The 23,123-nt window shown below is 46.0% G+C and carries 16 protein-coding genes; 15 read left to right on the top strand and 1 reads right to left on the bottom strand.

What is annotated here, in order from left to right; translation table 11 throughout:
• Positions 1–398 precede the first annotated feature (398 nt).
• The 12 genes from J7I42_RS00515 (at position 399) to J7I42_RS00460 (ending at position 16,952) form a co-directional block, all read left to right on the top strand.
• Complete coding sequence (locus J7I42_RS00515) at positions 399–3,632, top strand: SusC/RagA family TonB-linked outer membrane protein (protein WP_209136806.1); 3,234 nt, start codon at positions 399–401, stop codon at positions 3,630–3,632.
• Positions 3,633–3,657: 25 nt separating this feature from the next.
• On the top strand, positions 3,658–5,223 hold the full coding sequence (locus tag J7I42_RS00510; RefSeq protein ID WP_209136805.1) for a RagB/SusD family nutrient uptake outer membrane protein: 1,566 nt from the start codon (positions 3,658–3,660) through the stop codon (positions 5,221–5,223).
• A gap of 27 nt (positions 5,224–5,250) precedes the next feature.
• Entirely contained in the window at positions 5,251–6,840 is a 1,590-nt protein-coding gene (locus J7I42_RS00505) for a hypothetical protein (protein ID WP_209136804.1), read from the top strand.
• 38 nt (positions 6,841–6,878) lie between these two features.
• Positions 6,879–7,601, top strand: coding sequence for a FadR/GntR family transcriptional regulator (locus J7I42_RS00500; protein ID WP_209136803.1), 723 nt, complete (start codon positions 6,879–6,881; stop codon positions 7,599–7,601).
• Between the two features lie 36 nt (positions 7,602–7,637).
• Positions 7,638–9,929 (top strand): chondroitinase-B domain-containing protein, encoded by a 2,292-nt coding sequence (locus J7I42_RS00495; RefSeq protein ID WP_209136802.1) that lies wholly within the window; start codon positions 7,638–7,640, stop codon positions 9,927–9,929.
• The gene (locus J7I42_RS00490; protein ID WP_209136801.1) at positions 9,916–12,042 is read left to right on the top strand and encodes a heparinase II/III domain-containing protein; all 2,127 of its coding nucleotides are present in this window, start codon (positions 9,916–9,918) and stop codon (positions 12,040–12,042) included. Before J7I42_RS00495 ends, J7I42_RS00490 begins: the two co-directional genes overlap by 14 nt.
• A gap of 5 nt (positions 12,043–12,047) precedes the next feature.
• A complete protein-coding gene (locus J7I42_RS00485) occupies positions 12,048–12,386 on the top strand; it encodes a cupin domain-containing protein (RefSeq protein WP_209136800.1) in 339 nt (112 codons plus the stop codon).
• A gap of 38 nt (positions 12,387–12,424) precedes the next feature.
• Complete coding sequence (locus tag J7I42_RS00480; protein ID WP_209136799.1) at positions 12,425–13,309, top strand: alpha/beta hydrolase; 885 nt, start codon at positions 12,425–12,427, stop codon at positions 13,307–13,309.
• Positions 13,310–13,319: 10 nt separating this feature from the next.
• Positions 13,320–14,075: a polysaccharide lyase family 7 protein gene (locus J7I42_RS00475; RefSeq protein WP_209136798.1), complete on the top strand. Its 756-nt coding sequence runs from the start codon at positions 13,320–13,322 to the stop codon at positions 14,073–14,075.
• A gap of 11 nt (positions 14,076–14,086) precedes the next feature.
• Positions 14,087–15,457, top strand: a complete 1,371-nt coding sequence (locus J7I42_RS00470) for an MFS transporter (RefSeq protein ID WP_209136797.1) — start codon at positions 14,087–14,089, stop codon at positions 15,455–15,457.
• A 14-nt stretch (positions 15,458–15,471) separates the two neighbouring features.
• Positions 15,472–16,227, top strand: coding sequence for an SDR family NAD(P)-dependent oxidoreductase (locus J7I42_RS00465; RefSeq protein WP_209136796.1), 756 nt, complete (start codon positions 15,472–15,474; stop codon positions 16,225–16,227).
• 209 nt (positions 16,228–16,436) lie between these two features.
• Complete coding sequence (locus J7I42_RS00460) at positions 16,437–16,952, top strand: OsmC family protein (protein ID WP_209136795.1); 516 nt, start codon at positions 16,437–16,439, stop codon at positions 16,950–16,952.
• Between the two features lie 45 nt (positions 16,953–16,997).
• On the opposite strand, the gene J7I42_RS00455 is transcribed toward J7I42_RS00460, so the two are convergent.
• Positions 16,998–17,723 (bottom strand): cell division protein ZapB, encoded by a 726-nt coding sequence (locus tag J7I42_RS00455; protein ID WP_209136794.1) that lies wholly within the window; start codon positions 17,721–17,723, stop codon positions 16,998–17,000.
• A gap of 458 nt (positions 17,724–18,181) precedes the next feature.
• Here J7I42_RS00455 and J7I42_RS00450 point away from each other — a divergent pair, with 458 nt between their 5' ends.
• The 3 genes from J7I42_RS00450 (at position 18,182) to J7I42_RS00440 (ending at position 23,105) form a co-directional block, all read left to right on the top strand.
• Complete coding sequence (locus tag J7I42_RS00450) at positions 18,182–18,769, top strand: RNA polymerase sigma factor (protein WP_209136793.1); 588 nt, start codon at positions 18,182–18,184, stop codon at positions 18,767–18,769.
• A 61-nt stretch (positions 18,770–18,830) separates the two neighbouring features.
• Complete coding sequence (locus tag J7I42_RS00445; protein ID WP_209136792.1) at positions 18,831–19,895, top strand: FecR family protein; 1,065 nt, start codon at positions 18,831–18,833, stop codon at positions 19,893–19,895.
• An 81-nt stretch (positions 19,896–19,976) separates the two neighbouring features.
• Positions 19,977–23,105 carry a SusC/RagA family TonB-linked outer membrane protein gene (locus tag J7I42_RS00440; protein WP_209136791.1) on the top strand — a complete coding sequence of 1,043 codons (3,129 nt, stop codon included), beginning with the start codon at positions 19,977–19,979 and terminating at the stop codon, positions 23,103–23,105.
• Positions 23,106–23,123: the final 18 nt, after the last annotated feature.

Genomic DNA, 23,123 nt, shown 5'->3' with positions numbered 1-23,123 from the left:
TGGCACTCCGACGAGTCGGAGTGCCTGGTATGGATATGACCTGTAAGATCCATCACTGGTTCATGCATTATCAGGTTGGCGTCTTTGATCCCGCAAAGCGGGGCAGGCTCTGACAGGTCTTGTTCGTCTTACCTCAAACACGACCTTTCAGGATCGCATTAACTCTCTAATTGGTCAGATTTCGATGGCGAACCTGACAGGTCTTGTCCATATATTTTATTTATAGAATACTTACAATCATTGGCTTAGGCAGTCTTCATACCCCAAAAGCACAAAAAGGTCAATTTAAATTTGGTTAGTGTAGAATATACCCTACATTTGGTTAACCAATTATTGGTTAACCAATTCTTGGCCTTGAGATTTGCCCTATTTAGAAACGATTGCAAAACAAACTGCCAATGACGACCCCCCAAAACAGACTGCTAAAGCGCTGTTTATCAACCACCTTGTGTCTGCTTTTTAGCTTGCTTGCCCTGGCGCAGAAAACGATAGAAGGCAAAGTCACGGATGAAAAGACAGGTAAACCAATTCCGGCTGTCTCCATTACGGTGTTCGGCTCCAAGAATGCCGGCGTCAGCTCCGACGACAAAGGAAACTTCACCATCAAGATCAACAGTGTAAAAGCCAAATTAATGGCCAGCGCGGTGGGTTATAAACCCCAGGTGATTGAGCTGAACGGCAAAACCAGCATTTCCATTCAACTGGCGGTGCAGGCCGCGGTGCTCGATGATATTGTGGTGATCGGTTATGGGCAGCAACGCAAATCACACCTTACCGGCTCGGTTTCAAAAGTGAAGAATGAGAACCTCGATGAAATTCCAACCTCCAGTATTGATAAAACCCTCATAGGTAAAATAGCAGGCGTTACGGTACAAAACGTAAGCTCTGAAGTACAGGCAAGCCCCCGCATCAGGGTGCGTGGTTTAAGCTCTATCAGCGCCAACGCCGACCCGTTGGTGGTGGTAGATGGCCATCCGGTGCCTGATGGGTTATCGATGGTGAGCACATTTGATGTGGAATCAATAGAAGTGTTGAAAGACGCGGCTTCTTCAGCCATTTACGGTTCACGTGGTGCTAACGGTGTTATCATCATTACCACCAAGAGTGGTAAATCGAACAAACCAAAATACGGGCTGAAAGCCTACTACGGCGTGAAATCACCGTTCAAGCTACACCCGATCATGAGCACAACCGAGTACACTGAAAAAATGTACGATGAAGCTGCCATGCGGGCAAAAGACCCTGCGGTCACTGCCGATAAACAAAACCTTATTACCTCGCAGGAAAAAGCGCGTTACCTGGTAGAAAGTGTGCTGCGCAATGGCGATGGTACCAACTGGCAGGAGGAAGCTTTACAAAGTGCCTCCATCTACAATGTTCAATTAAACGTTTCGGGTGGTAAGGACCTGCGGTATTATGTGTCGGGCAATTACCAGGGCGATCAGGGGATAATGTCGCACAGCGCATTGAACCGCATGAACTTCAAAACCAAGCTCGATGGTAACCTGAGCCCGAAAGTAAAGTTCAGCGTTAATTTCAATCCTTCTTATTCAAGGTCTGAATCACCTGCTGCAAACTTTACCGATTATTATCGCTTCTATTCAGGCCTGCCGGTAAAGCATACCGCTGCTACGGCTGCCTTTGTAAAGCAAAATGCGCAATGGACCAATCTGCAACCAGGCGACTGGGCACAGGCGGGTCATTTCAGCAATCTTATTTACCAGGGATACATGCCTGATGGCACTTATTATAACAGCGCTACTGATCCCAGTGTAACTGATGGTAAGGTGATCCCATTCTCCAGCAGTAATAACACCCCAAAATCAATTGCAGAACGGAGCAACAGTTTTACTGATAACTACCGGGCATTGACCGGTGCCGATCTGACTGTTGAATTGATGAAAGGCCTGTCGGCCAAAACTTCGGCCAGCGCTTACTTTAACTATGTTGAAACAAACAGTTTCGCAAAAAAGAATGCCAAAGCCGATGGCGATGTGAACAAGGGCACGAGCTATACCAAAAAATACCTTGATCTGTTATGGGAGAACACTTTGAATTATAACACCAGCATTAAAAACAAACACAATATTACTGCAGTTGCTGGCTTTACTGCGCAAAAAACCAACATCCGTGAAAGTCAGCTCACAGGTTTGAACCTGCCCAGTGACGATATCCAAACCCTGAACCAGGCCTCTTCGATTGATCTGTCAAACACCTACACCCAAAAAACACCAATAGGGTTGTTATCATATCTGGGCAGACTTACCTATGATTATGATGGGAAATATTTGTTCTCGGCCAGTTTACGTACCGATGGCAGCGGTTATTTTCCTGAAGGTCAGAAATACGGTTGGTTCCCGGCGGTATCGGCCGGTTGGCGTGTCAGCGCTGAGCCGTTTATGCAAGACATTCATTGGTTGAGCAACCTGAAGCTCCGCGGCAGTTATGGTGCTACGGGTAATAATAAAATTGAGCCCTTCAGTTACCTCGAATTGCTGAATATGGCTAATTACGCTTTTGGCGCAGGTACCGGAACGATGGGGAGCGGGTTAGCGGCCAACAACGATGTATTGCCCAATATACTTACCTGGGAACGTACTTTTCAGTACGATGCGGGTATAGATTTCGGATTGTTTGGTGATCGCATCACTGGCAGCATAGAATATTATAATGGTACAACCGATCGCCTGTTGTTCAAACAGGCGGCCATGTCGTTCAGCGGCAGTAACCAGTACTGGAACAACATTGGTAAAGTGCGCAACCAGGGTTTGGAACTGGAATTGACCTCAATGAACGTGCGCAACAAAAACTGGCAATGGTCAACCAGCCTGAATATCTCCGGCAATCGCAACGAGCTGTTGCAAATGGGCGGCGAACCCTATCAATATAATTACGGTGAACGCAATGAAATATATGCTTCTGTAGTGGGCAGTCCATCCGTACAGTTCTTTGGTTATAAAACTGATGGCGTATGGAAATCTGACCAGGAAATTGCTGATGCCAAAGCGGACGGGTACAACAGTTCTATGGCGAAGTACTTTGTAGCGGGCGGATTGAAATTTGCCGATGTGACCGGTGACAAGGTCATCGATGAGCAGGACCGTACCGTGTTGGGTAAACCTTTCCCTGATTTTACCTGGGGCATTACCAATTCGGTTAAATACAAATCATTCGATCTGAGCTTTGTGGTACAGGGCGTACAGGGCGCCAGCATCCTGAATGGCGATGCTTATTACAACGAATCTAAATGGTACAATAAAAATTATAACACGGCTGGCCGTTGGGTAAGTGCAGCTTTCCCCGGTGATGGCAAAACACCGTATGGGTCACTCGGCAGTGATTGGTTGCTGACCGATTACGTAATTGAGGATGGATCGTATGTTGCGTTGCGCAGTGCCATGTTGGGTTATTCCTTACCAGCCAAACAGGTAAAGCGTCTGAAATTGAACGGCATTCGCATGTATGCTGCTGGTGAGAACCTATTGTACGTAATGTCAAAATCGTACCGTGGAATAAATCCGGAAGCCAGAGCTACTTCCGGTACCTATTCTTCGCCGCTGATCGATGGTTATCAGCGCGGTGCTTTCCCCATAGGAAGAACGGTGTCTGTAGGTATTGATATTAATTTTTAATGCTGCCATTGAAAAAACTGGAATTATGAATTGGTTCAAACAAATTTCAATAATAACACTCGTTGCAAGCCTCAGCGCCTGTAACAAGATCATTGACCTGAAACCGGAGTCGAATGTAACGGTAGAGAATTACTACCATAATTATGATGAAGTGAAAGTGGCGCTTTCCGGTTGTTACAATGGATTGCAAAAACCATTGGAAACAGAATGGATGATGACCGAACTGCGTTCCGATGTTTCTAAACAGGGTTCGCCGGGCAGCACCTCCGTTGCCAATATTGAGTTAAGCGATCTTAATACCTATCTGCAAAACTCATCGCACAGCCAGGTATATAACTATTGGTACTACACTTATAAAAATATCCGCAGTGCCAATTATGTGTTGAGAAGCCTGGGCATAGAATATACCGATGGAAAGATCACGCTGGGTGAACCCACGGCGCAAATGGATGATGCGCAACGGAAGCAACTGGCGGGCGAGGCGTTGTTCATCAGAGCGTACCATTATTTTAACCTGGTGCGGTTGTTTGGTGGTGTGTTCATTCTCACGAGATCAGAAGATCCGGAGGCATTAAAATCGATCAATCGTTCTTCTGTGGAAGACTGCTACAAACTGATCACCGCCGACCTGGAAGCTGCACAGAACTTTATGGCGAAAAAGAACTTCAGCGCCATGGCGCAGGAAGACCTTGGCCGCGCTACGGTGTGGGCTGCTAAATCGTTGCTGGCAAAAGTATACCTTACTACCAACCGCAAGACAGATGCCCTGCCGTTGCTGGATGAGGTGATCAACAACAGCGGTCACGATCTGTTATCAAATTATGCCGATGTATTTTCCATCAGCAATGAAATGAATAAGGAAATTGTTTTTGCTGTTCGGTACAAAGCAGGAGGATTGGGTCTGGGTAATTATATGGCCAATTCCTTTGCAGCCTTGAACAGCGGCAGCGCCATATTAAATGGTAATGGTTCGGGATTGAACTATCCTACCGATAATATGGTATCAAAATACATTGTGCCTGCAACGGGTGCTGCCGATAAACGAAAGGCTGCTACCATTGAGCGGTACAACACCCTGAATTATGTAAAGAAATTCCTGTCGCCGGTAATGTTAAAGAACGATGCGGAAAATGATTTCCCGGTGATCCGTTTTGCCGATGTGCTGATGATGAAAGCGGAGGCTGTAGGTTTTGATCCGGCTTCGGTTGAGATCATCAATCGAATTCGCGCAAGGGCAGGGGCGGCGACTTATACTACCGGTAGTTTCTCAGCTGCATTTTATCAGTATCCGGCAGCAGGGGCAGAAGCAATTACCAGCGTCACCTTCCTTACCAAATTACTCGATGAAAGAAGGATAGAACTGGCGTTTGAGAACCAGCGTCTGTTCGATCTGCAACGTACCGGTCAGTTTGTGACCACCATGCAGGGATATTATGCATCGGAATATGATGCGCATTATAAAAAGTTCAAACCAGCCATCCCATTGGCTGATCTGCAGGCGAATATTACTATCCGCCCGTTACTGCCGATACCGCAGCGGGAGCTGGATACCAATAACGAGATTGACATAGACCAAAATAAAGGCTACTAAAGCGACCTTAAACCAACGAAAGCCCATATGGAAAAAATACTCAAATTATCAATCACACTAGCAGCATGTGTAATGCTGATAGTGGCATGTCATAAAAAAGATTTTGTTCAGCCAGATGGAACCGTGGACAGTCCCGATTTTGTGTACAACGTGGCGCTGAAAGGGTTTCAACCCCAGACAAGCGTTAGCGGTTCTATCAACGCAACAATAAATATGGAAGTGATCTATTATTACCTGCAACGCGAAAGCAAACAGGATACGCTTATCCAGGTTGATTTTCCCCCTTCGGAAAACCGGCGCGATTACCAATTCGAGGTAAAGGCCGCATCATGGGCAGGTATTAACCTGGCAGGCGTAAAAGGCCTGAAGCTGTTATGCGTGCAGGACAACAGCGCTTCCTTTGAAAAAATAATCAACATTACCTACTTTGATCCTAATGCACCGGTATTAACCGGCTTACCCAACACCATGACACCTGCTTTAAATGGCGCTTCCTCCATAAGCGGGAAAGCATCTAGTGAAACCGGGTTGGCCATGATCTATTATGCGGATAACCGAAATGGCAATTTTGTCAATCTCGACAGTGTGAAAGGGAATGGAAGCAAAGAGATCACCCTTAATTATAACTATACTTATGGCGATGGCGCCGGACAGTTCCGTGTGATTGCAAAGGATATTTATGGATTGAAGACAGAAAAAATAATCCAGTTCGTAAATATTCCCTTTAAACCGGTGATCGCGTTTAGCGCCACTGAGCTGCAGACGGCGCTGCCAGATGGTAAACCTGAGATCAGCGGTACGTTGAAATCGTATTCACCGATCAGTACGGTAACGATCTATGCCGTGACCAATGGCGGGGAAACAGTGCAGGGTACGGTAACACCGGTGCTTACCAGTTCCGCCAGCAACGACTACAACTACAGCTTTACCTATTCAGGTTTTGGTTATGCAACAAATGTTACTGCGGCCAAACTGGTAGCAAAAGACGCCGGCAACAGCCAAAACAGCGCCTCGGTGCCTGTTAAGATATTGCCTTATTATTATTGGAAGAACATCACGATGATGTCGCAAGGGACGGCCACCGTCAATTCTGCTTCCTGTTTCTTTACCGGAGACGTAGCTAATCCAATTAAGGGAGGTTGTGATGTGGTGAACGATGCCAGCACCCATGCGAAAATTGATTTTGCCCTCTTCACTAACAGTGCGGTCTCGATCGCCTTTCAAAACCCGGCAAACATTTCAGCATCCACGCTGCTTACCTTTAAATGCAACGGCACCTCCTGGGCGCCGGCTACGCCTACCTCCAGCACCCTGAAGAAAACGTTGTTCCGCGTATTGGGTACCGGTTCGGCAGAAACCAATGTAGCTAATAGATTCAACAGTAATAGTATTACCGAGATGAGCGATGCCTTTTTTACCGGCGTATCAGCTCCTTCAGCCAGTGCGCCTAACAACACACAATTTTCAACAGGTTCAGTTATTTATGCGAAAATGACACCTGCCGGCGGTAGCGGACCTACTAAAAATATCCTGATCAAAATTATCGGGATCAACCCGGTAGCATCACCTAACCAGGGTACCTCTACTTTGACCTTTGATATAATGAAAGAACAATAAAAAATCAGTAACCTTACACCTGCATTAAACACAGTATTATGGATACCGCAGATATTATACAGAGCATTAAAAGCATAGAGTTTGAAAGTCCAACCGACAAGATCATACAACAGTTGAAACAGCTGATCGTATCGGGGCAGTTAAAACCGGGCGACCGGTTACCAGCCGAGCGGGTGCTGGCGGAAAAGCTGGGTGTGGGTAGAAGTTATGTGCGGGAGGCCATTCGCAAGCTGGAATTTTTCGGATTGCTGAAAACCTCGCCCCAAAGCGGTACCTATGTATCGGGCTATAGCATAAAAATGATTGAAGGCGTACTGACCGATATCATCAATTTTAATAAAGACGATTTTTCTGCCTTGATTGAGGCCCGCTATTATATGGAGATCAATGCCGCCCGCCTGGCAGCCATGCGGCGTACGGAGGAAGACCTGGCATTGCTGCGAAGTGCCGTGGAAGATTACGATCTAAAAGTAAATAGCAAACAGGACGCCATCCAGGAGGACATGTTCATTCACCTGCGCATTGCCAATGCTACCAAGAACTCCGTGTTTGAAAGCATGCTGTTGATGCTGTTGCCCGATATGATCCGCAACATTGTAGAGAAAAAGATCTGTGGCGATAACCGCGGTGTAAAGGCCATGGCCGAGCACCATGAGATCTTGCAGGCTATTGCCGACCAGGATGCCGATGCAGCAGGTGCGGCCATGGCAGCTCATTTAGATGATATATTTAGAATCAGTAAAGAGGTAAAGTTGATATAGTGGAAAGGGTTGAAAAGGGGTCTTAAAAAGCTGCTAATGAAAAAACTTACATGCATATCGTTTTTAATGGCTTTAGTGTTTGCGCAAAGGGTGCAAGCATCTTCTATACTTGTTAATGATCCCCGGCAATTACGGGATGCGTTATCAAAGGTGCAGCCCGGTGATACAATCCTGCTCAATAAGGGCCAATGGAATAATGTGGCGCTGCAAATTGAAACAAGCGGTACCAAAGAAAAACCGGTAGTGATTGCCGCCGCTGTACCAGGTGCAGTGGAATTTACCGGCAACTCATTTATTCAGTTTGGCAGCAACCACGTGGTGGTATCAGGCATTTGGTTTAGGAATGGCTTTGCCGAGAAAGGCGCCACCGTTGAATTCAGAAAAGACAATGACCACCTGGCCAATAACTGCCGCCTCACCAACTGTGTATTCGACAGCTACAACAAACCCGGCCGCTTCGATACCGAGAACTGGATCGTATTATGGGGACAGCACAACCGCGTAGACCATTGTACTTTCAGAAATAAGTTAACCAGCGGTCCTACCATTATTGTTGAATTGAATGATGAGCGTAGCCAGCAGAACTACCACCAGATAGACAGCAACTATTTCAATGGCCGCCTGCCACTGGGCTCCAATGGCGGCGAGACCATGCGGGTGGGGGTGTCGCGGTATGCACATACTTCTTCCCGCACCAATATTCACCATAACTATTTTGAACGCTGTAACGGAGAAGTGGAAGTGGTATCCATAAAAAGCGGCGACAACCTGATAAACTACAATACATTTTGGGAATGCGAAGGCGGACTGGTATTACGGCATGGTGAACGTAACAGGGTAATCGGAAATGTATTTGTCGGTAATAACAAACCCAATACCGGCGGCGTGCGCATAATTAACCCCGGCCATACGGTAAGTGATAATTTGTTTATGGGATTGGCAGGTGAAAGGTTCCGTTCTGCATTCAGCGTGTTGAATGGGGTGCCCAACTCCTTACCTAACCGATATGTGCAGGTAAAAGATGTAACTATTCATCACAATACTTTTATTTATTGTAAGAGTATTGAGTTTGGCGCCGGTAAAGACCCTGAGCGTACGGCGCCACCCCAAAACGTAACTTTCAGCAGTAATTATATTAGAACAATTGGCGATCCTTTGTATAAAGATGCCAATAACGATGGCGGGATCATATTTAGACAAAATTCATTCTTTGGTACGAAATCGTGGACAAATAATGGATTTGTAGATATCGAGCAGGAAATTTTAAGAATAAAAAAATTTAAGGACATAGAAATTCCTTTTGCCGGAAATACCAGTGATGGGGTAAGGGATGTGTTAGCGTGGATGGACGAACGAAATACCGGCGCCCAATGGTTCAAACCAGCACAACCAAAACTAACAGCCCCTGTAACTTATACTGTTTCCGCCACACAATGCAAAGAGCTACCGGCTATTGTTGCCAAAGCCCATGCGGGAGATATAATTATACTTACTGATACAGGTATGTATGCGATCAACGAACCGGTAGTGATCCGTATCCCTTTAATCATAAAAGGAAGCGATAGTAAAACAAAACCACAGCTGGTGAGTACCACGGAGAAAAGCCTGCCTGCGTTTATTATTCTTGAAAACGGCGGCAGCGCCACCGTAGAAAACATTCAATTCAACAGTGCGTACAAAAGTTATGGCGATGTACAGGCGGCCATCAGTACCACCACCAAACCCATGAACGATCATTACCGCCTGCAGGTGAACAATTGCGTTTTCTTCAATTTCAACGAAAGCAATTTCAGTTGTATAAAAGGCGCTAAAAGCACCTACGCCGATTCCGTGATCATTACTAACTGCTTATTCCATCACAATTCCGGCACGGGTATCGATTTCTCCGCTGAAAAAGACGATAAAGGCATTTACAACGTAGAACACCTGCTGGTACGTAATTGTGCATTTACTAATATGCTCAGCACCGCCATCAACGTATACCGCGGTGGCAATGATGAAAGTACTACCGGTCCGGACGTAACCATTGATCATTGCACCTTTAATGAAGTGGAGAACCGCATGCAGGGTTGCGTGGTGAAATTGCTGGGTGCTCAAACCGCCACGGTCACCAATTGTGTGTTTAACAACAGCGGCGCCGGTGGACGCAGCATCTGGTTTGAAGAAATGAGCTGGGATAAACTGAAAGTTGACTATTGTAACTTTAATAAGAGCGGCCGCGTAAGTTCATTCTTTAATAATGTAACCGGTAAGCACATAAACAATAATGACCCTGCAACGATTGGGAGTAAATTAATCAGTACAAATGCCACGAATGCAAAGAATTAGTTTTATCGGGTTGTTGATCGCTGCCTTACTGCAAACTGCGCAGGCGCAACAGCACCCTTCCATCCTGCTCACCCGGCAGAATATTGAAAGCGTACGCAATGGGGTTACCAAATTCCCTTTGTTACAGCAGTCATGGAAAGATGTAAAGAAGGATGCTGACAAAGCACTGAAAGGAACGATAGATGTTCCCATACCCCACGATGCGGGCGGTGGTGTTACCCATGAGCAACACAAAAAGAATTACCAGAATGTACTGGCCTGTGGCATTGCCTGGCAGATCACCAAAGACGAAAAATATGCCCGCTTTGTAAAAGACATCCTGTTTCAATACGCAGCCGTATACAATACCTGGCCGCGCCATCCCAAAGGCAAGGGTGACCCCGGTGGTAAAATGTTCTGGCAAAACCTGAACGATTGTGTGTGGCAGGTATATGTGATCCAGGGGTACGATTGCATTTATGATTATTTAAAACCCGAAGAGCGAAAGAAAATAGAAGACAATTTATTTGAACCGATTGTAAAAGAGTTTGCTGAAATAAATGGCGAGATCTTCAATAAGATCCATAACCATGGCACCTGGTCCGTAGCCGCCGTAGGCATGACTGGTTATGTATGTGGCCGTAAAGATTGGGTTGACATTGCCCTGCATGGCAGTAAAAAGGATGACAAAACAGGTTTCCTGGCGCAACTGAACGAACTGTTCTCGCCCGATGGCTATTATACCGAAGGCCCTTATTATCAGCGATACGCTATTTTACCCTTTATCTTATTTGCCAAAACAATACAACAATACCAACCCGAACTGAAGATCTATGACTACCGCAATGGTTTGTTGAAGAAATCGGTGAATACTGCCCTGCAATGCACCTACACCAATAAAGCGTTCTTCCCGGTAAACGATGCCATGAAGGACAAAACCTACGAAACCGAAGAACTGGTCTATGCCGTTGATATTGCTTACAGCGATATGCAATCGGGTGACGATCTGCTGGATGTTGCGCAGCAACAACAAAAGGTGGTGATAAGTGATGCGGGATTAAAAGTAGCCAAAGCGGTGGCCGAAGGAAAAACAAAACCATTCGCCTATCAACCCATGTGGATCAGCGATGGCGCTGATGGTAAAGGGGGCGGACTGGGTATCTTACGATCAGGCAGCAACGACGATCAGGCCTGTGTGCTGATGAAAGCGGCCTCACAAGGCATGGGGCATGGCCACTTCGACCGCCTGAATATCCTGTACTATGATAACAATACCGAAGTATTCAGTGATTATGGCGCCGTACGCTTTTTAAACATCGAGACCAAGAATGGCGGTAATTACACTAAAGAAAACAGCACCTGGGGTAAACAAACAGTAGCGCACAATACCATTACCGTAGATAAACAATCGCAATACCAGGCCAATGAAAAAAAAGGGGAGAAGACATCGCCCCAACTGTTATTCTTTAATGCCACCCCGCAATACCAGGTGGTAAGTGCCAAAGAAGACCATGCGTTTGATGGCGTTCAACTCATACGTACGGCGATACTCTTTAAACCCGAAGACGCACCCATGCCTTTATTGATCGATGTATTTAAGGCAAATAGCGAAGCGCCCCATCAATATGATCTCCCGTTCTGGTATCAGGGCCATTTGACCGATAGCAATTTCCCGGTGAACGCCAAAAAGGACCAATTGCTGCCAGCGGGGGATAATTATGGTTACCAGCATATGTGGGTGAACAGCGATGCCAAAGTGAATGCCGCCAATGGGGTGATCACTGTCATCAATAACAAACGGTTCTATACCACTACCTTCCTGGCCGATACCGGTACCAGCGTATGTTTTGTAACCTGTGGCGCCAATGACCCTGAGTTCAATTTACGTAATGAGAAAGGTTTTATCATTTCAGAAAAAGGGACAGCGAAACATACGTTCATCAATATTACTGAGCCGCATGGGAAAACCAATCCGATAGCAGAATATACAACCGGCTTTAAACCGCTGGTAAAAGACATTCATTTGATAAGCGAGGGGAACGATAATACGATGTTTGAGTTCACGTACAATAAGAAGACTTATCACATTACCCTTACGTATACCAACAAACAATCATTTATTACCATAAAATAGGCCTTATGATCCAAAGCAATGAGTTTCAGTTTGAGCAAGACATACCCTGGGAAGATGTGGGCAATGGCATTACACGACAGATCTTTGGTTACGATGACCGGGTTATGCTGGTAAAGGCAAAATTTGTAACCGGCGGCGTGGGTACGTTGCACCAGCATCCGCATTCACAGGCAACCTATGTAGACAGTGGCGTATTTGAAATGACCATTGGCGATGTAAAGAAGATCATTCGCAAAGGAGATGGCTACTATGTGCCACCAAATGTGTTGCATGGTTGTGTATGCCTGGAAGCGGGTATGCTTATAGATGTGTTCTCGCCCCACCGGGAAGATTTTTTGAAGTAACAGACCCATAGATTAGCACGATACTTAAACCTTTATAAATGAAATATACTTCCCTGATTTTTGCGGGCTTAATGGCCTGTCTGACGTTGCATGCCCAGGATGAAGCTCCCAAAAAGGTAGATTATCCAACCGGTTATACCGCACAGATAGATGTGGTGTACACCCAGGGCCCCGGTTGGCAACAGAAAATGGACCTGTACCTGGCGCCCAAAGAAAAAGGACCTGTACCCCTTGTGATCAATATCCATGGCGGTGGCTGGAATCATGGTACCAAGGAATCACAAACCGGGTTTAACTCCTTCTTCAAAGCCGGTTTTGCCGTAGCCAATATCGAATACCGGCTTACCCCGCAGGCAACGGCCCCAGCAGCGGTAGAAGATGCCCGCTGCGCCCTGATCTATATAGTTAAGAATGCCGCGGCTTTGAATGTAGATGTAAACAGGATCGTGGTAATGGGCGGCAGCGCCGGTGGACACCTGGCATTAATGGCAGGGCTGCTGGGCAATGACCATCGTTTTGATGGTAATTGTCCCGGTGTAGAAAATATTAAAGTTGCGGCTATCATTGACAAATACGGCATAACCGATGTGAACGACTGGGCATATGGTACGAATATTACCAGCAAATCGGCCACTAAATGGTTAGGCGATAAATCAAAAGACGAAGCCTTTATAAAATCGGTATCACCTATGAGCTATGTAAATAAAAACAGTCCACCCGTTTTTATTGTACACGGCGATGCCGATCCTACCGTGCCATATCAACAATCGGTTGACCTGCATAAGAAACTGTCAGCAGCGGGTGTGGAAACCGTATTCATTACCGTGCCTGAAGGAAAGCATGGTCAGTTCCCGAAAGAGAAAAATTCAGAAGTGAACAAGGCGATCATGGTTTTTTTAAAGGAACTGCAGATCATCAAATAAAGCCTGTTATATGATAAGAAAGAACCGTTTGTGGATTGCCTTATGCACTATTGCCTGTGTTACCACTTCAGGCATTGGAAACCCTGCTGACAATTATCCGGCCAGTGTACTGGACCTCACCAACTGGAAATTAAATATTCCGCTGGATGAGAATAAAGATGGGAAGTCAGATGAAATAAAACAACCACAATTAGCTACTTACGTGATCGATCCCTGGTTCCACAATAACAACAACAATACCGGTGTGGTTTTCCGCGCCCATTGTGGTGGCACTACAACCAGTGGTTCCGGTTTCCCCAGGAGTGAGTTGCGCGAAATGATCAATAATGGAAAAAGCGGCGCCAGCTGGTCATCCGATGCCGGAGCTCATACCATGGAAATAGAACAGGCCATTACACATTTGCCGGTGGTAAAGCCGCATATTGTAGCTGGACAAATACACGATGCCAATGATGATGTGATCGTATTCAGATTAGAGGGAAAGAAATTATTTATCGATCATAATGGCGCAGATGGCGCTGTGCTGACAAAAAACTATGAGCTGGGTACCCGGTTCAAGGTAAAAATGGAAGTATCGAATGGCGAGGTAAGAAGTTATTATAATGATGCATTGGTGGAAACCTATCCCGTGCATTTTGCGGGCGCCTATTTTAAAGCCGGCGCATATGTGCAATCGAATTGCGAGGGACGAAAAAAAGTAGCAGGCGAAAGCTGCGATTCCTTTGGCGAAGTAGTGATCTATAAAGTGACCGTAACGCATCAATAACCCCTATTAAAATGGAGCCATTGAAAATAGCACAAAACACAGCGCAAACGGACAGCTTACTGCGACGTCCCGACGAGTCGGGAGTAACCAGGCCGGCTTTTAAAATAAAAGGGCTGCGGTGGTATATAGTTGGATTAGTTGCGCTGGCTACCATCATCAATTACATCGATCGCGGCGCCATCAATTTTATGTGGCCCTACATTTATAAAGATTTTGGGATTGCCGATGCCGACAGTAAAAGCGCATTGGCGTTTATAACCACTTTCTTTATGGTAGCCTATGCCATTGGACAAACAGTGACCGGAAAGCTAATGGATGCCATAGGCACCCGGCTGGGCATGACGGTATCCATCATTGGCTGGAGTATTTCCATTGCCCTGCATGCGCTGGCCAAAAGTATTTTATCGTTCAGCGTATTCCGGTTTTTACTGGGTATAAGCGAAGCGGGCAACTGGCCTGGCGCTACCAAAAGCAATGCCGAGTGGTTCCCGGCAAAAGAAAGGGCCATTGCACAAGGCATCTTTGGCGCCGGCGCCTCCATGGGTAGTGTAGTCGCTGCACCGGTGATAGCTTCGTTGTACCTGGCTTTTGGCTGGAAGATCACCTTTGCTTCCATTGCCATTTTGGGTATTGTATGGATCATTCCCTGGTTGCTGATCAATAAACATACACCCGATAAACATCCCTGGATCACCAAAGAAGAGCAGCAACATATTCTGGACTGTCATGCCGATAAAAAGAATGCAGTACCGGAAGCGACCGTGTACACCTGGAAACAATTGTTACAATTTAAAAATACCTGGGGTATTATAAGCTCGCGTTTCTTTATTGATCCGGTGTGGTGGTTGTTTGTTACCTGGCTGCCTACCTTTTTGAAAGAGCAATATCATTTTGATATGAAACAGATCGGGGCTTTTGCCTGGGTGCCCTATTTGTTTGCTGCTATTGGTGGCTTGTCGGGCGGCTTTTTTTCTTCTTATTATATCAAACGAGGCATGCCTGCTGCAACAGCAAGAAAACGGGCTATGGCCATCGGTTCCATCTTAATGCTGGTATCGTTGATCTGTGTAGCTGCGTACCTCGATCATTTAAAAGATAATATTTCCCTGGCCATCACTTTGATCAGCATCACCCTGTTTGGGTTTCAGTTCCTGATCAACAACCTGCAAACTTTGCCCGGCGATTATTTCAATGGCAGGAATGTAGGCACGGTGGCCGGTATGGGCGGTACGGCGGCGGTTATAGGCACGCTCATTACAACCTGGATCGTGCCCGTGATCACCCGCACCAGTTATACCTCATTTTTTATAATGGGCGCGGCTATGGTACCCATAGCGTGGGCATGTATTACCTTTATAACATCAAAAAAAAGTATTGAATAAACCTAAAAACATCCATGATGAAACTTACAGGAAAAGTAGCAATAGTAACCGGCGGAGCAAGAGATATAGGCAGGGCCGTTTCGGTAAAGCTGGCACAGGAAGGAGCAAAAGTAGTAGTGAATTATAACAGCAGTGTTGAACAGGCCGAGGAAACACTGGCGCTGATAAAAAAAGCCGGTGGGGAAGGGCTTCTTGTAAAAGCGGATATCACCAAACGGGAAGATGTAATACGCCTTGTTACAGAAACAAAACGGGTGTTTGGTCATGAGATCCATATCCTGGCGAATGTGGCGGGTGGTATGGTGGCCCGTAAACTCATCACTGATATGGAGGAGGAATTTTGGGACCAGGTGATCACCCTGAATCTGAAGTCGGCTTTTTTAATGACAAAAGAAGTGGTGCCCTATATGCCTGCCGGTAGCAGTATCATCAATTTCTCTTCGCAGGCTGGTCGCGATGGGGGTGGTTTTGGTGCCTCGGCTTATGCTACCTCAAAAGGAGCGATCGCTACGTTTACCCGTGCTATGGCCAAAGAGCTGGGGCCTAAAGGTATCAGGGTAAATGCGGTAGACCCTGGGATGATCGCCACTACCTTTCATGATACGTTCACCAAACCCGAAGTACGTACGGCGGTTGCCAATGGAACGCCTTTGCGCCGGGAAGGGAATGCCAGTGAAGTGGCTGACCTGGTGGCCTATCTGGCTGGTAACGAAAGCAGCTTTATTACTGGCGCCAATATAGATATCAACGGCGGAACTTATTTCTCTTAGTGTTTTTATGTAGATCAGAGCTAAACCCGTTGGCCTCGTGCTTACGGGTTTTTTCCATTGTGGGCCGAAGCTTTAGCGTAGGCCCATTGTCCACCATAGCCTGCGAGTGCGAACCCGCCAGGTGGGGAGTGGGCAGGTCTCATCTCAGTTAATTGGCGTATCTTTTAAGTATCGTATCACACCAAACGACATTTAAAAATTGCCACCATATGAATGCAGAAGACCTAAAGAATTTACAATCACCCCTTAAAGAAAAATACCGCAATGAGCCTGGTACCGCGTTGATCACGTTAAAGGCACAGGGCAATATCAGCGAAGGCATTTCCTGTAATGTGGAAACAGGTAAAGCATTGGTACAGGCAGGGCTTCACCCGGCAACAGGTGGCACCGGTATGCTGGCCTGTTCAGGCGATATGCTGCTGCAGGCACTCGTAGCCTGTGCAGGTGTTACCCTCAACGCAGTAGCTACCGCTATAGGCATTGAAATAAAAGATGGAACTGTACAGGCTGAGGGAGACCTCGATTTCAGGGGTACACTCGGTGTATCAAAAGAAGCGCCGGTTGGGTTTACCCGCATTCGCCTGTCATTTAACCTGGATACCGATGCAGATGAGGAGAAATTGCAAAAGCTGCTGCAGTTAACGGAACGCTATTGTGTGGTATATCAAACGATAAAGGCAGGAACGTCTATTGAAACTGGTTTACTGCCCGGTAACAAAAAGTAAAAGGCCGTCCCAAAAATCGGGACGGCCTCGTATTATTACAGCTAATTAATTTTGATCAAAAACCTTCAATTTTCCTGCAAAAGTGAAATTGGTAGACATTGATTTACCCTGATTAGGTGTGTACCAGGGATCTACAGCATTGGTGTAAGTACCTGTTGCAGCGGCAGCAAATTTCATGGAGATGGCGCCGGTCGCAGTATTAAAATTATCGACAGTTATATTCAACGTGAGGCCAGTACCGGTATAAGAACCTTCATATCTTGCATTGTCATAATAAGAGTCGGCATCACTCCAGTATTGTCCACCTGATGCATTTGTAACTGCCTTGGTAGTTGGATTATAGGTAAATTCTGTCCATGCACCTTCGTACCATTCCACGTCACTGAAACGTTCAATATAGATGTAATAAGTACCGTTGCTATTTTTGATCGCTCTTTGCGTAGAATAATCAGAAGCCTTGAATTTGTAAGATCCTATAACCGTTCTGGTAGCTCCGGTGTTATCCTGGAACGTAGTGGTAGCTGCAATTGGCTCATCAGAACCCAATGAATTGATCACGCCATTCAATTTCTCCTGTAAAACGGAGTTGCGATTTTTCAGGGTGTCCGTTTGATCCTTTAAGTTGTTATTTTGATTCTTTAAAGTGTCGTTCTGACTCTTTAGATCAGTTACCTGGTTTTTCAGGTCCTTGATGTCGTCTTTCATTTTTTTACAAGATACAAAGGGAGATCCTGCAATGAATACACCGAAAACGATCAATAACTTTTTCATGGTAAATCTTTCTTTTTTGTTGTTTGGGGTTATGTATTATGTCTGCGTAAAAGTTTCTTTTTTTAATAGGCAATAACTACCCGTACCGCAATTGCATGTTGCAACGGTCATAATCAATCGAGTCACCATTCGGGTGCTAATCTGTAAACAAGATGATAGAATCGTTAAGGTGGTAGAAGTGCATTGACTGTGTGTAAGTGTTGTTTTTCATGGTACTGATTATTGGGGAGATGCTGTTGTTTAATTTAGTTTAGGGCTGCATCCGTTTGACAGGGCAAAGATGAAAGAAACTTGTTATGGGTGCAAGCTGTTTCAACCAGGTTGTAGTATTTACAGCTTCAAGTGTAGGTATCCCGTTCTGAACTGCTTCCAGGATCTACCTGAAATGGGTGTAGTTGCGCAGGTACTTAATAATTTCCTAACATTAGCGATTGGCTGGTATATTATAATTTTATCCCATGACCAGGGATGAGCAACAGATCACCAGGGAGTTCATAGGGGGCAACCACCGAGCCTTTGAACTCCTGTATAATCAATATAGCGATGCTGTATATGCCAACATCCGTAAAATGGTACGAGTTCCGAACCTGGCTGAGGACATTTTGCAGGATGTGTTTACCGCTTTGTGGACAAACAGGGCGAAAATAGACCCTGCTCAATCAATTGCCAACTGGCTGTTTGTGGTAAGCTACCACAAATCGTTAACCAGTCTGAAGAAAAAATTACGGGAAAATTGTATTCCCGCTGATGAGATCGCCCTGGCCGAGATTCCCGAAGACCCGGAATTTGATGAGAAATATTATGGCGCGCAGATCCACATCCTGAACACCGCCGTGGAAAACCTTCCCCTCCATAAACAAAAAGTTTTTCGCCTCTATCATTTTGAAAATAAGAGCTTCGAAGAAATAGCACAGGAACTCAATCTGTCTGTAAGCTCGGTGAAATTTTACCTAAAGCAATCAAGATCGTTCATCAGGAAATATGTAAGCGATCATTTCCCTCAAACCGTTGGGTTATCCCTGTTGCTGTTGGTAACAATTCCTTAACCTGAAATCATATTCCCCTTTTTACCGCATCGGAGTATTCATGGTATAGCAGACCGCTACTATGGATAATCTGGAGAAGCAAATACAGCAATTTTGGGAAAATCAAACCTCGGCTGAACAACGGCGCGAGATCCTTCGGCAATTAGAAGAATCGGGCATGGAGTGGAAGGAGTTTATGCAGCAGTATTACAGCCGGGTGCTTGCCGGTGAGGAAGCCAGTGGCCTGAACGATGAACAAAAAAGCAGGGTTTGGCAGCGATTGCACGATCAGCATTTGAGCGATGACAATACCGGGGCGCAGGTGATCCCCATTCGCCGGTGGAGGCATTTAATAAAAATTGCAGTGGCTGCACTGGTGGTCATTACCGGAACCCTCGTATTATATAACAGTTTTACAACAAGATCGGCTACCAACGCTGCCGGGAAACCTATGGTGGCACAACAGCCCGTAGTGGTAAATATGGTGATAAGAAAGAACACCAAACCGGGTGAAGATACGCTTACCCTTCCCGATCATTCTGTAGTACTGTTAACACCGGGCAGCAGTATCCGTTACCTGGAGCACTTTGAAGCACATGCCCGAAATATACAGTTGCAGGGGCGCGCGCTTTTTGAAGTTACCCACGATCCTACCAAACCTTTTACTGTAACCGCCAATGGTTTTGCTACCACCGCATTGGGTACCCGGTTTATTGTAGATGGTACCAAACATGTTGTTTCTATCAGGCTGCTAAAAGGAAAAATAGTAGTGAATGCTACCCCCGATGCAGGTATGGCCTTACAAAAAGTGTATTTAACGCAGGGGCAGGAATTGAGGATCAACACAGCCACCAAACATTTTGACCGGATCGTGACCGGGATCAAACAGTCGCCAAACAAAATGACCTATAGTGATAATGGCACGGCACTATCCTTTGAAAAAACCAGCCTGGCTGTGGTGTTCGAACGGCTAAGCAAATACTATAAAACCTCCATCCTATACGATAAAGCTGCAATACAAGACTTGTCGTTCACTGGCGATTTCAGTCCGGCAGATGAATTGGACCTGGCGCTTAAAGTGATCTGTAACAGTAACCACTTATCATTCAAAAAAGAGAGCGATCGTATTGTAATTAGTAAACAGTAAAAATCTAACAGTTATTATCAGGGCAAACTATCCGCCAGCTGGCGGACAGGCCGCCTATTGCACAAAACCGAAATTATACAAATGAAAACAAGAACGAAATGGTTGAGATGGGCTGTGTATCTGGGAGTGGTGGTCCTTGCTATACCAGCCTCCGCCCAGCAATCCGCCAAAATAACGGGCATCGTCCTCGATGATAGCGGAGACCCCGTGGCCGGTTCAATAGTATCCGTTAACCCAAGCGGTACTACGGATACCATACGCACTTATACCGACAAGAACGGGAATTTTTCCTTACAGAATTTAAAAGCCGGTAACAAATACGATGTACTGGTGCAAAGTTTTGGGTATAAGAATTTCGTTAAGCGTTCCTTTGTGGTAACCGCCACCGATAACAACAGCATATTCGTTCGCATGGCGCCTACTTCAAATATTCTGGACGAGGTGGTGGTTTCCTATGGAACGCAGCGCCGGTCATTGGTATCGGGTGCGGTGGCTCAACTAAAATCAGATCAGTTACAGGATATGCCGGTATCACAGTTTGCACAACAGTTGCAGGGAAAGATAGCCGGTGTTCAGATCAATCAGACCAGCGGACAGCCGGGACGGGGGATTGGGTTTATTGTACGAAGCTCCGCCTCTTTTTACAGCAGCAACCAGCCGCTTTTTGTGGTAGACGGAATGCCGGTGACCGGTAGTATCAATAATATCAATCCATCAGAAATTGAGAGCTACAGCTTTCTGAAAGACGCTTCCGCTACTGCCCTGTATGGTTCAAGGGCCGCCAACGGCGTGGTGCTTATTACCACCCGCCATGCCAAAGCCGGCAATTCCAGCGTGGAAGTATCTTCTTATTATGCTGTTCAAAAAATACCCACCGAGCGGGTGCCCAAAATGATGAATGCAAGGGAGTTTGCTACTTTCATGAATCAACGAGGCGAGGATGGCTTGAAATATGAACCAGGTTATAAAATAACGGCCGACTATCACGCTGCCTACGACAATCCGGAACAATATGGGGAAGGCACCAACTGGTACAAACTATTAACGCGTACGGCTCCCATGAGCAATATCGACGTTGTTATGCAGTCGGCCCGTGAGCATTCATCTTCCTTATTCATGGTCGGGTATCAGGAGCAGCAGGGGGTTATCATCAACAACGGAACTAAATTATTTTCGGCGCGTTTCAATCATGACATCTCGGTAATAAATAACAGATTGAAAATGGGGGTGAATCTGGCGCCCAGTTACCGTATAGATCATAACAACCGGTTAGGCACCGATGGGGTGGGCGGTTATTTCGAGCGCTTTTTCGAAGCAAGCCCATTGGTCTCGCCTTATAATCCTGATGGCACCTACGTACGTAATGTGACATCGCCCGGTATGGTGGCCTATATAAACCCGCTGGCTACCTATAATCTTACCAATGATGATTATTATACTACCCGTTTACTCGGTAATGCCTACCTGAACCTGGAGGTCATCAACGGGTTGTTCATAAAGACAAATGTTGGTATAGACAAAGGTGCTGAAACAAGAAAATATTTTCAGCCCGGGTTGGTAACAACTACGGCGAACCAAACAGCCGGTACCAGCGAGGCGGTGGACAATTATTCATGGACGGCAGAGGCCAACATCGAGTATAAAAAGACCATTGCCAAAGACCATAACATAGAAGCACTGGTGGGTTATTCTGCGCAAAAATTCAATACCTACAGCAATACGCTGAACGGAACGGGTTATGCGCTGGACGACATCCCTTATTTGAACCAGGCTTCGAGTTTTACATCCGGCACTGGCAGCGGCAGCTCGTCCTACTCCTTATTATCTACTATTGGCCGGTTGAACTATAACTATAAAAAGAAATACCTGCTTTCTGCAGCCATCCGGCGTGATGGGTCATCGAAATTCGGTACCGACAATCAATGGGGTAATTTCCCCTCTGTATCGGCTGGCTGGGTAGTTAGCAATGAGCCGTTCATGAATGCCATACCGGCCATTGACTTCCTGAAAATACGGGCAAGCTATGGTTTAACAGGCAACAACTTCTTTGGCGCCTACGATCCCCAGGCTACATTCAACACCTATTATAATGATTTCAACAACACTATAACCCAGGGTTTGGCAATGAACAGGGTAGGCAACCCCTTGTTGGGCTGGGAGCGTAATAAACAATTAGATATAGGGTTTGATGTATATCTCTTTAAGAACCGCGTCAGCTTTACATATGACTATTACCGTAAGATCACTGATGGCCTCATCCAACAACGTGCCCTTCCAACTTCTTCGGGTTTTACCCAGATCATTTCGAATGTGGGGGCACTTAAAATGTGGGGACATGAATTCACGCTTAACACTACCAACCTGGAAGGAAGAAAGCTGAAATGGAATACCACGCTCGTTGTATCTGTAGACAGGAACATCATTACCAACCTGGTTGACCCGGGCTACATCCGCCGGAATAACACCGTTTCCAGCGATTATTACCGTCAGCAGGTGGGCCATCACCTGGGTGAGTTCTATGGGTTCGTATTTGAGGGTTTATATAAAGATGCAGGCGATCTGGCCAAATCCCCCAAATACCAGGTTACAACGGGTAATCCCAACGGTAGTTCTGACGTAGGTACCATAAAGGTGAAAGACATTAATGACGATGGTGTTATTGACGATGTGAATGACCGCACCTTCATTGGCAACCCTACACCTAAGTTCACCGGCGGTTTGGTGAACCGCTTTTCTTACGATCATTTCGATCTGAACATCGATATGACCTATTCAGTAGGTGGTAAAATAATGAATGCGGCCAAATGGGCTTATCAAACTAACATGGATGGCAGCCGTGTTCCCCTGGCTGCGGCTTTGGACTACTGGCGGTCAGAAGAAGAACCCGGTTCTGGCATGTATCCCCGCACCAAGACCGGTACTACTGCCATGGGACGACAAGTGAATTCCCAATGGATAGAGAATGGTTCATTTCTGGCGCTGAAGAATGTAGCATTGGGTTATACTATTCCCTTGAAAAACGTTCCCTGGTTGAACAACTGCAGGGTATATGCCTCTGTGCAGCAGGCCTATATCTTCACCAAATACACGGGTATGAACCCCGAGGTGAATGTGGGTGGTTCCGATCAGACATCGGGTGTGGGCATTGATGAAAATGCCTATCCCATTCCAAGAACTTTTTCACTGGGTATAAACCTGTCTATCAAATAAATCTTTCAAATCAGGTAT

The organism is Niastella soli, from assembly GCF_017742245.1.
Taxonomy (GTDB): domain Bacteria; phylum Bacteroidota; class Bacteroidia; order Chitinophagales; family Chitinophagaceae; genus Niastella; species Niastella soli.
Note: the sequence above shows the minus strand (reverse complement) of the source record. Positions and strands in the feature narration are given on the sequence as shown.